Origin of the sequence: Clostridium sp. 1001275B_160808_H3, assembly GCF_015550425.1 — a bacterium.
GTDB lineage: Bacteria > Bacillota > Clostridia > Clostridiales > Clostridiaceae > Clostridium.
Genome location: NZ_JADNAT010000042.1, coordinates 1 through 9,684, shown reverse-complemented (window position 1 = coordinate 9,684; position 9,684 = coordinate 1). Strand labels below are relative to the sequence as shown.

At 26.5% G+C, this 9,684-nt stretch carries 11 protein-coding genes; 9 read left to right on the top strand and 2 right to left on the bottom strand.

Annotated features, from left to right (window positions below; genetic code table 11):
• The first annotated feature begins 100 nt into the window (after positions 1-100).
• The 5 genes from I2A75_RS17600 to lexA all read left to right on the top strand — a co-directional run bounded on the left by I2A75_RS17600 (position 101) and on the right by lexA (position 5,949).
• Positions 101-958 carry an S-adenosyl-l-methionine hydroxide adenosyltransferase family protein gene (locus I2A75_RS17600; protein WP_195266904.1) on the top strand — a complete coding sequence of 286 codons (858 nt, stop codon included), beginning with the start codon at positions 101-103 and terminating at the stop codon, positions 956-958.
• Between the two features lie 60 nt (positions 959-1,018).
• The gene (locus tag I2A75_RS17595; protein WP_195266903.1) at positions 1,019-1,570 is read left to right on the top strand and encodes an ECF-type riboflavin transporter substrate-binding protein; all 552 of its coding nucleotides are present in this window, start codon (positions 1,019-1,021) and stop codon (positions 1,568-1,570) included.
• 134 nt (positions 1,571-1,704) lie between these two features.
• Entirely contained in the window at positions 1,705-3,411 is a 1,707-nt protein-coding gene (locus I2A75_RS17590; RefSeq protein ID WP_195266902.1) for an ABC transporter ATP-binding protein, read from the top strand.
• Positions 3,408-4,235 (top strand): energy-coupling factor transporter transmembrane component T, encoded by an 828-nt coding sequence (locus I2A75_RS17585; RefSeq protein ID WP_195266901.1) that lies wholly within the window; start codon positions 3,408-3,410, stop codon positions 4,233-4,235. The genes I2A75_RS17590 and I2A75_RS17585 overlap by 4 nt, the downstream gene beginning before the upstream one ends.
• Before the next feature lie 286 nt (positions 4,236-4,521).
• Entirely contained in the window at positions 4,522-5,949 is a 1,428-nt protein-coding gene (lexA, locus tag I2A75_RS17580; protein WP_195266900.1) for a transcriptional repressor LexA, read from the top strand.
• Here the strand turns inward: lexA and I2A75_RS17575 are convergent.
• Positions 5,946-6,818, bottom strand: a complete 873-nt coding sequence (locus I2A75_RS17575; RefSeq protein WP_195266899.1) for an MBL fold metallo-hydrolase — start codon at positions 6,816-6,818, stop codon at positions 5,946-5,948. The two genes, lexA and I2A75_RS17575, sit on opposite strands and share 4 nt — an antisense overlap.
• Before the next feature lie 141 nt (positions 6,819-6,959).
• Here I2A75_RS17575 and I2A75_RS17570 point away from each other — a divergent pair, with 141 nt between their 5' ends.
• Both I2A75_RS17570 and I2A75_RS17565 read left to right on the top strand, forming a co-directional pair.
• Entirely contained in the window at positions 6,960-7,166 is a 207-nt protein-coding gene (locus I2A75_RS17570) for a hypothetical protein (RefSeq protein ID WP_195266898.1), read from the top strand.
• 108 nt (positions 7,167-7,274) lie between these two features.
• A complete protein-coding gene (locus tag I2A75_RS17565) occupies positions 7,275-7,982 on the top strand; it encodes a DUF3784 domain-containing protein (RefSeq protein ID WP_195266897.1) in 708 nt (235 codons plus the stop codon).
• Between the two features lie 16 nt (positions 7,983-7,998).
• On the opposite strand, the gene I2A75_RS17560 is transcribed toward I2A75_RS17565, so the two are convergent.
• Positions 7,999-8,349 (bottom strand): DUF1622 domain-containing protein, encoded by a 351-nt coding sequence (locus tag I2A75_RS17560; protein ID WP_195266896.1) that lies wholly within the window; start codon positions 8,347-8,349, stop codon positions 7,999-8,001.
• Between the two features lie 161 nt (positions 8,350-8,510).
• On the opposite strand from I2A75_RS17560, the gene I2A75_RS17555 reads away from it, so the two are divergent.
• Together I2A75_RS17555 and I2A75_RS17550 are read left to right on the top strand one after the other, a co-directional pair.
• Complete coding sequence (locus I2A75_RS17555; RefSeq protein ID WP_195266895.1) at positions 8,511-9,122, top strand: DNA-3-methyladenine glycosylase; 612 nt, start codon at positions 8,511-8,513, stop codon at positions 9,120-9,122.
• A 75-nt stretch (positions 9,123-9,197) separates the two neighbouring features.
• On the top strand, positions 9,198-9,578 hold the full coding sequence (locus I2A75_RS17550) for a hypothetical protein (protein WP_195266894.1): 381 nt from the start codon (positions 9,198-9,200) through the stop codon (positions 9,576-9,578).
• The last annotated feature ends 106 nt before the right edge of the window (positions 9,579-9,684 follow it).

The following is a 9,684-nucleotide window of genomic DNA, read 5'->3' as shown; positions in this document are numbered from 1 at the left end:
TTTATACAAAAAACTTGCGAAACCTTGATATATAAAGATTTTAAAAGAGAAGTAGTGTAAAAAAACTTTACACTAACTGTTTAACTAAGGAGGAATTTTTATGAAAAATGCTTTAGTATTTCAATCAGATTTTGGGATCGGAGATGGCGCAGTTAGTGCGATGTATGGAGTTGCTTATAACGTAGATAATACACTTCAATTATTTGATTTAACACATGAAATACCACAATATAATATTTGGGAGGCTTCATATAGACTAATTCAAACAGTTGTTTATTGGCCAAAAGATACTGTGTTCGTATCTGTAGTTGATCCTGGAGTTGGATCAAATAGAAAGAGTATAGGAGTTAAGACTGCAAGTGGACAATATATAATTACTCCAGATAACGGAACACTTACTCATATTAAAAGAATATGTGGGATAATTGAGGCTAGAGAAATCGATGAAACTATAAATAGATTACCTAATTCTGGTGCATCTTATACTTTTCATGGAAGAGATATATATGCCTATACAGGAGCAAGACTTGCAGCTGGAGTTATAGATTTTGAACATGTAGGACCAAAAATTCCAGTTGATGAAATAGTAGAATTACCAGTTGTTGAATCTACAAAAGAAAATGATTTAGTAACAGGAACTATAGATGTTTTAGATGTAAGATTTGGTAGTTTGTGGACAAATATTGGAAGAGAATTATTTACTAGCTTAGGTATTAACTATGGAGATAAAGTTGAAGTTTCTATTAGAAATAATACGAGAGAAGTTTATAGAAATATAATGGTTTATGCAAAGTCATTTGCTGATGTTTATGTAGGTGAAACTTTGGTTTATGTTAACTCATTAGATAATTTAGCTGTTGCTATAAATCAAGGATCATTCTCAAAAGCTTATAATATACAAACGGGAACAAATTGGATAATATCTATCAGAAAAGCTCCTAGAGTAATATATGATTAGAAATTAATTTAAAACACGAATATTATTGATTTACTATATATGAAATGAGGAGGAATTATAATGGAAAATAAAATGTCTATTAAAACAATAGTTGCAATTGGTATAGGTGCAGCTGTATTTATGATACTAGGACGTTTTGGAGCTATTCCATCAGGTATCCCAAATACTAATATAGAAACAAGTTATGCATTTTTAGCATTAATGTCAGTATTATATGGTCCTATTGCAGGAATATCTATAGGTCTTATAGGCCATGCTTTAAAGGATTTGGTGTTTTTTGGTTCTCCTTGGTTTAGTTGGGTTATAGCTTCAGCTGTTGTTGGTCTTATAATAGGATTATCATGGAAGAAGTTAAAAGTTAATGACGGTGAATTTAACAAAAAAGAAATTATTGTTTTTAATATATATCAAGTAATTGCTAATTTAATTGCATGGCTTTTAGTTGCTCCTACATTAGATATACTTATATATGCAGAGCCAGCTAATAAAGTTTATTTACAAGGTATAGTTGCTGCAATTTCTAATTCAATTACAGTTGGAATATTAGGTACTATTTTACTTTATACTTATGCAAAGACTAGAGTTAAAAAAGGAAGTTTAGATAGAGAGTAATATCTAATTAAAATACTGGGGGCTTTAGGTCTCTGGTATTTTTTACTTATATATTACAAACAATATACTATTATTTTTAATCATAAATAACGTTTTCGAGGAACATATAATTTTTATATAAAGGGAGATTTGCTATGAAAAAACCTGTAATTGAGTTCAATAATTTTACATTCCAATACAGAGCTCAAGCAAAGCCAACATTAAATAATATAAATTTAACTATATATGAAGGTGAAAAAGTTCTTATTGTTGGTCCTTCTGGATCAGGTAAGAGTACTATTTCAAGTTGTATAAATGGCCTTATTCCGTTTTCATATAAAGGGGATATTTCAGGAAGTTTAAAGGTTAAAGGCAAAGAAACTAGTAAGATGAGCGTATTTGAATTATCCAATTCAGTTGGTACTGTACTTCAAGATCCAGATAGCCAGTTTATTGGATTAACCGTAGGAGAAGATATTGCTTTTAAGCTAGAAAATGATTGTATTTCTCAAGATGAAATGAAAAAGAAAGTAGAAATTGTTTCTGAAATTGTTGGAATAGATAAGCATTTAGAATCAGCTCCATATAGTTTATCAGGTGGTCAAAAACAACGAGTAACATTAGCAGGAGTTATGGTTGGAGATGTAGACATACTTTTATTTGATGAACCACTTGCAAGTTTAGATCCTGCAACTGGTAAAAGTGCAATTGAATTAATTGACAAAATACAACAAGAAACAAATAAAACTATAGTAATTATAGAGCATAGGTTAGAAGATGTACTACATTGTCCTGTGGATAGAATTATAGTAGTAGATAATGGTGAAATTGCTGCTGATATAACTCCAGAAGAACTTCTAAGTTCAAATATATTATCTGAAACAGGTATACGTGAACCATTATATATTACTGCTTTAAAATATGCAGGTTGTAAAGTTACTCCAGAAATTAATCCACAACATATTGATACATTAAATTTACATACATGTAGTGAAAAACTTAAAGAATGGTATTATGAAACTGTTGAAAAGAGTACTAATGTAAATTCTGAAACTATACTTGAATTAAAAGATATAAAGTTTGGTTATGAAGAAAATAGAGAAATATTAAAAGGAGTTTCTTTTAATATTAGAAAAGGTGAAATGGTTAGTATAGTTGGAAGGAATGGTGCAGGGAAGTCTACTATATCAAAGCTTATATGTGGTTTTTATAAGCCAACAGAAGGACAAATATTGTTTAATGGTAAAAATTTAGTTAACGATACAATTAAAGAGCGTGCGGATAAAATTGGTATTGTTATGCAAAATCCTAATCAAATGATATCTAAAACTATGATTTTTGATGAAGTAGCATTAGGACTTAGAGTTAGAGGAATTAGTGAAAAAGAAATTAAAGAAAGAGTACTTGATACATTAAAAATTTGTGGCTTATATGAGTTTCGTAATTGGCCAATTTCTGCACTTAGCTTCGGGCAAAAGAAGCGTGTAACTATTGCATCTATATTAGTATTAAATCCAGAAGTTATAATCTTAGATGAACCAACAGCTGGGCAAGATTTTAAGCATTATACTGAAATTATGGAATTCTTACAAGAATTAAATAGAAAAGGTGTTACTATAATCATGATAACTCATGATATGCATTTGATGCTTGAGTACACAAATCGAGCAATAGTATTATCTAATGGATTAAAATTAGCAGATGATATGGCAGCTAATGTTCTTACAGATGAGGAAGTGATATCTAAAGCTAATTTAAAAGAGACATCTTTATATGAGTTAGCAATAAAAGCTAAATTAGATAATCCAAGAGATTTTGTTAAAAAGTTTATTGACTATGATAGGAGGATTAGAGGCATATGAGTAAAATGCTTGAATATACAAATTTAAATTCACCTATTCATAAACTGACAGGTGCATCTAAGTTAATTGCTTTGATAATATGGGCATTAGCTTCAATGATTACATATGATACACGTGTACTTATACTTATGTTTATTATAAGCATATTTGTATTTAAAATTTCAAAAGTAGAATTTAAGCAAGTATCATTTGTTCTATATTTCATATTAATATTTTTATTGTTAAATAATTTAGCAATATTTATTTTTTCTCCATATGAAGGAGTTCATATTTATGGGAGTAGAACTGATTTATTTAAAATTGCAGGGCCATATACACTAACATTAGAGCAATTATTTTATCAGTTTAATATAACTTTAAAGTATTTTTCTATAATACCAATGGCATTATTATTTATGGTTGCAACTAATCCAAGTGAATTTGCAGCATCATTAAATAAAATTGGTGTTAGTTATAAGGTTGCTTATTCTGTTGCTATAGCTTTAAGATATATTCCAGATGTTCAACGTGATTATCAAGATATATCATTTGCACAACAAGCTAGAGGAATTGATATGTCTAAAAAGGAGAAATTGACAAAAAGAATTAAAAATTCTGCTTCAATATTGATGCCATTAATTTTTTCAAGTTTAGATAGAATAGATACTATAAGTTCAGCAATGGAGCTAAGGGCTTTTGGGAAAAATAAAAAACGTACTTGGTATAGTGGAAGAAAATTTGAAAAAAGAGATTATATAACAATAGCTATAGTCAGTGCAATATTTATTATAGCTATAGCTGCTACTATACTTAATCATGGACGTTTCTATAATCCTTTTATATAAGCTTTAATAAAATTTCATTTAAATTGCTTCAAAAATATTTTTAGTGATAGATTTAAATAAAGAACCTATAAAATAGACACTTGTAAAGGAGAAAAATTTTATAGGTTCTTTTTTGCACATATGTATTATATTTTGGTATGTAAATAAGTTATTTATACTTAGATTAAATACGTTTATTAATTATATATAATAGTGATTTTTTGATATTGGTAATTTGACATAAAGTATTATAAAATATATTATTAAAATACGGAAAAACATAAGATAGATTTAAGGTGGTGAAAGTATGGAACTTTCGAAAGTTCAAAATAGATTTATAAACCATAAGAGCTCTGGATATCAGCTTTTGAAAGGTAAAGAAGGAACAGGGAAAAGTACTGCATCAATATATAAGGCTATAAATTTAGAAAATAATTATTGTATTTATGAAGAAGATAAAATTTTATTTGTAACATCAAATTATACTAAGACATACGAAGCAAGGGAGCTTTATAAAAAAGAAAGTAAAGAGGACTATTTTTATTCATTATTTTCATTAGAAAAAGATAGATTAAACATAGTAACGCTAGAAGAGATTATTGAAACATATTCAAAAGCTTTCAGAAGAGAAAAGGGACTAGCTATGCAAGTTATAGATAAAGTTAAGGGCATAGAGATATTAAAAGAGTTGGAAAATGAAATATCATTATTTTATAAAAAATCTAAGTTCCTTCAAAAGGCAACAATTGAATTTTTATTAGAAGAAATTTTATGGATTAAAGCAAGTAATTTTTCTAAGGAATACTATCTTGAAGTTGATAGAAAGGGACGAGGAGGAAGAATTAAGAAAGATTCGTATACAAGGGAATCTATCTATAAAATAAAGGACTTATATAATGAAAGTTTAATAAACAAAGGATTTATGGATGAGTATGATCATGTTATATATGCTACTTCATATATAAATAATCATGGTGGAATATATAGTCATGTTATTTTAGATGATATGGAGAAGTTTACTAAAGGGGAAATAGAGTTTATAAAAGCTATTTATAAAAATAAGCCTCATTCTTCATTTATTTTCATATTAAATAGTGAGCTTAACAATAAAAAGAATTCTTGGATGATAAAAGGGAGAAAAGTAAATACCTTAGGAATAGATGTAAAAGGAAAGAGTTTTAACTTTAAAATTAAATATAACGCTAAGAAGAAAAAACAAGTAAACACAGTTGAAAAGTATAAATATATAAACTTAAAAAATAAAGGCGTTGTTGAATTTAATATAGATACAGCTTCAAATAAAAAAGAAGTATTTGAAGAAAATAGTGTTTATTATAATGAAAATGAATTAGAAGATATCCCTATGTTCAATAATATAGCAGCGGGAACACCTATAGAAATGAATGATAATATAGAGGGAAGCTTTTATCTACCTAAATATTGGTTAGAAAGAGGAAAGGATTCATTTATATTAAGAGTAAAGGGTGACTCTATGGTAGAAAAAGATATTTGTGATGGTGATTTAGTTGTTATTAAAAAGCAAGCTACTGCAAATCACAATGAAATAGTAGCTGCAAGCTTAAATGGTGAAGCGACATTAAAAACACTAAACTTAAATGGAGATTCACCAAAATTAATGCCAGCAAATTCTTTGTATGCTCCAATTAGTTTAGAAAACAAGGAAGTTAATATACTAGGAGTTGCAATTGGTGTAATAAAACAGGAGATAAACTAGATGTTTATCTCCATTCCATCATAAGCAAAATATATATTATGCTTTTTTAAAGAAGCTTCAAGCCTTAAGTAATCATCGTAGCTCTTACCCCAGTTTTCTTCAAGATGAGTTAGTATAACTTTTTTTAGATTATATTTATTTTTTATTTCTATAATTTCATCAATTGTAAACATTGCACTATATATTTCATTTCCCATTGGAATATATATGTTATTTTTAAAGTATTCGTTTGGAATATATCCACCTAAAATTGCGATATCTGCATTCATAAATATATTTGAATTAGGAAATGGTTTATTATCACAAGGGGCATATATAATTTTTTTATCTAAGTGCTCAAAGACAAATGCTGTTGAAGTACAATTTGATACTATAGGGATAAATGTTATTTTTATATTATCTAAATTAACATAGCCATTGGAAGGTATTTCATTTATACTGCAAAGATTTAGTTTAGAATAATAATCTAAATAAGATCCAAATTTATTTTTTATAGCTTTTATTTCAGAAAAAACGTCATTCAATGCATATATATTAATTGATTTTGAACAATCAATGTTTCTAAAATAATCAAGCCAGTTAAGCCTAAGTTGTTCAATTATTCTCATGCCTAATGTATGATCTGGATCCCAATGAGAATATAGGATATTATCTACATTATCTATAGAATCTCTATTTAATTGATAATTTACATCTTCAGGAGTGTCTATAAGCATATTTAAATTATATAAATAAAGAGAACAGCCTGTTCTTTTATATGGCTCGCCTTTTAATCTTGCTTCAGTACATATATTACAATTACAACAGGCTCTAGGTATAGAAGTACATCCTCCAGAACCTAAAATTTTAAACCTTAAAAAATTATTCATGATATCATCTCCTTTTTATAGGATTATACATATTTAAATGGCTTGTGTAAATATTTCCCAGGGAAATAAAAGAAATTAACATAATAGTGAGTTATAATGAATACATATTTATAATGAATAAAAATAAATAGGAGGATATTTATGAATTTAGAGTTTATAAATGATCAAAAAAGAAAAATATTAGATAATATAAATTATGCCAAGGAGTCTAGTATAAATAAGGTCTCAGCAATACTTATGTGTAATGATGATGAAGTACAAAAAGAATTATTAACTTGGCTTGTTATTGAAGGGTATAAAGTATCATTAATAAAAGATGAAGTTAATATTTTAACAATTGAATGGTAAGAAATAGCTAATAATAATATTGACAGTATTATTAAAAGTGTTATAATTAACCATATAAGATGAAGTTATAACTTTGTTTTGTAGAAATATTTAGATTAGAGGCATGTCATGGGATTCATAATATTTATTTCTATTATTTGCATGATATTTATAATATTAGGAATAGCTATTAGTAAGTATAAATGCTACTGGCTAATATCTGGATATAATACACAATCTAAAAAGGAAAAAGAGAGAGTAGATATTGAAAAAGTAGCAAAACATATGGGAAGAATGTGCTACTTAATATCTTTTGTAATATTTGTAGGAGTTATAGTTTCAAATTACTTTGAAATTTCTATACTACCTTTTGTAATTACTTTATTAATTATTATATTTGGATATTTAATATATATTCAAAGATTTGATCATAATAAAAAGAGCAAAGTAGAAATAATAGTAATGGTAGTTATAGGATTTATAGCATTATCTTTTGTAATTATAATTTTTTCATATGGAAATGAACCAAATAATATTATAGTTAAAGATGAAACTATAGTTATAGATGGAATGTATGGAACTACTTTAAAAAGAAAAGATATAAAATCAATAGAGCTTGTAGATAATACTCCAGAAATAGAATTTAAGAGTAATGGATATAGTGATGGTGGTACCATTAAAAAGGGTGATTTTAAGTTGAAGGATGGAGAAGAAGTTAAGCTCTATATCCAAAGTGATAAAGGACCTTACATTAAAATTTCTACTATAAATTTTGATGTATATATAAATTATAAAGATTTATCTTTAACAAAACAGTCATTTAATAATTTAAAATAGCAAAGATAGAGAAGTTTTATTTGGCTTCTCTATCTTTTTTGTTTTTAGAAGGATTTTCAGATTTCATTTCCCAATGAATGATTAATGTTAAGAATCCTCTTAATAAAGTTATTGAGCCTAGAATTATTAGTTCGCTCATATTTCTAATAATAACTGTTTTTAATATTTCTGCTGCTAGTTTAAACTCAAGTGCAGTAGCCATAGAGTTAGCATATTCCCATTTTAGTGGATAAGGTTTTTTAGTTATTAATGTATATAGATAATGATAAAAGGCTTTAATAGAACTAATACATATAACCAAAATTCCTATTAATTCTAAAATATTTACTAAAGTGGGAATAATTGATTTTATAAAATTTTCTAACATATAAATCTCCTGATTAATAGTTTTTTATAATATTTATTATGTCTATTTATAAAAAAAACATAAGTAATAATTATGAAATATTTAAGGAATAAATATAGTAGTATAATAAATAATAAAGTTATAGAAATAATGAAATTATAAATTTAAATTGGAGATTTATTATGATAATTGAAAAAGAGTTTTATAACCAGGGAGCTATTGAAGTTGCAAAAAGTATTTTAGGTCATTACTTAGTAAGAGAAGTGAATGGAATAAAGGTTAGAACGAAAATAGTGGAAACAGAAAGTTACATAGGAGCTACTGATAAAGCATGCCATGCTTATAATTATAAAAGAACTGAACGTACGAAGCCTTTATACGAGGAAGGCGGAATAGCATATGTTTACTTTATTTATGGGTTATATCATTGTTTTAATATAGTGACCAATATTAAAGATGAACCAGAAGCAGTTTTGATAAGAGCTGTAGAACCCATTGATAATTTTGAGTATTTATCTAATATTAGATTTAACAAAAATTATAATGAGTTAACTAATGCACAAAAAAAGAATTTAACTAATGGTCCATCTAAGTTATGTTCGGCTTTAAGTATAACAAGGGAGGATAATTATAAAAAACTATATATAGATAGTGGATTATACTTAGAATATAATTATGAAAAGAATATAGAAATTGTAGAAACTACTAGAATAGGTATAGATTATGCTGAAGAAGCTAAAGATTTTAAATGGCGGTTCTATATTAAAAATAATCCTTATGTTTCGAAAAAATAAATTGGATTTAGTCTATGAATATTTATAAAAAATAGAACAAAACTATTAGTGAATATAAATTAAGGAGGAATTAGTATGAAATTTAAAAAATCAATATTAGCACTTTGTTCACTAATTATTTTTTCAGGAATTTTAATTGGAGCAACCCCTGAAAAAGGAATGTCAACCAAAAGTCCTGTTGTTATAGGAGAAGTAACAGAAGTAAAAAAATCAGAGGATGGAAATTCAACTATGATAACTGTACAAGGGTACATGAAAGGAAAAGAAGTTAGTAAAATAACAGTTGTTGGAATTATAGATAATGAAACGAAAGTTATGAATTCAGCAAATGATAAAAAAGAAAATATAGTAATTGAAAATGGAGATTTAGTATATATGAGAGTAAGCGAAGCTATGACTAAATCAAATCCACCACAAACTGTTATAAAAAGAATATTTATTACTAAGAATAAATAGAAATTTTACATAAATGGCTTTATAATATAGATAGTGTAAAGTTTCGTATGAAAAAAATAGATAAATCAACATAAAGGTAATTATTTGAATAAATTGATTTATGTTG

Excerpts from the sequence above, each read along its gene's own strand:
- I2A75_RS17600 (WP_195266904.1), top strand. The coding sequence starts at position 101 with ATGAAAAATGCTTTAGTATTTCAATCAGATTTTGGGATCGGAGATGGC.
- I2A75_RS17595 (WP_195266903.1), top strand. The coding sequence starts at position 1,019 with ATGGAAAATAAAATGTCTATTAAAACAATAGTTGCAATTGGTATAGGT.
- I2A75_RS17590 (WP_195266902.1), top strand. The coding sequence starts at position 1,705 with ATGAAAAAACCTGTAATTGAGTTCAATAATTTTACATTCCAATACAGA.
- I2A75_RS17585 (WP_195266901.1), top strand. The coding sequence starts at position 3,408 with ATGAGTAAAATGCTTGAATATACAAATTTAAATTCACCTATTCATAAA.
- lexA (WP_195266900.1), top strand. The coding sequence starts at position 4,522 with ATGGAACTTTCGAAAGTTCAAAATAGATTTATAAACCATAAGAGCTCT.
- I2A75_RS17575 (WP_195266899.1), bottom strand. The coding sequence starts at position 6,818 with ATGAATAATTTTTTAAGGTTTAAAATTTTAGGTTCTGGAGGATGTACT.
- I2A75_RS17570 (WP_195266898.1), top strand. The coding sequence starts at position 6,960 with ATGAATTTAGAGTTTATAAATGATCAAAAAAGAAAAATATTAGATAAT.
- I2A75_RS17565 (WP_195266897.1), top strand. The coding sequence starts at position 7,275 with ATGGGATTCATAATATTTATTTCTATTATTTGCATGATATTTATAATA.
- I2A75_RS17560 (WP_195266896.1), bottom strand. The coding sequence starts at position 8,349 with ATGTTAGAAAATTTTATAAAATCAATTATTCCCACTTTAGTAAATATT.
- I2A75_RS17555 (WP_195266895.1), top strand. The coding sequence starts at position 8,511 with ATGATAATTGAAAAAGAGTTTTATAACCAGGGAGCTATTGAAGTTGCA.
- I2A75_RS17550 (WP_195266894.1), top strand. The coding sequence starts at position 9,198 with ATGAAATTTAAAAAATCAATATTAGCACTTTGTTCACTAATTATTTTT.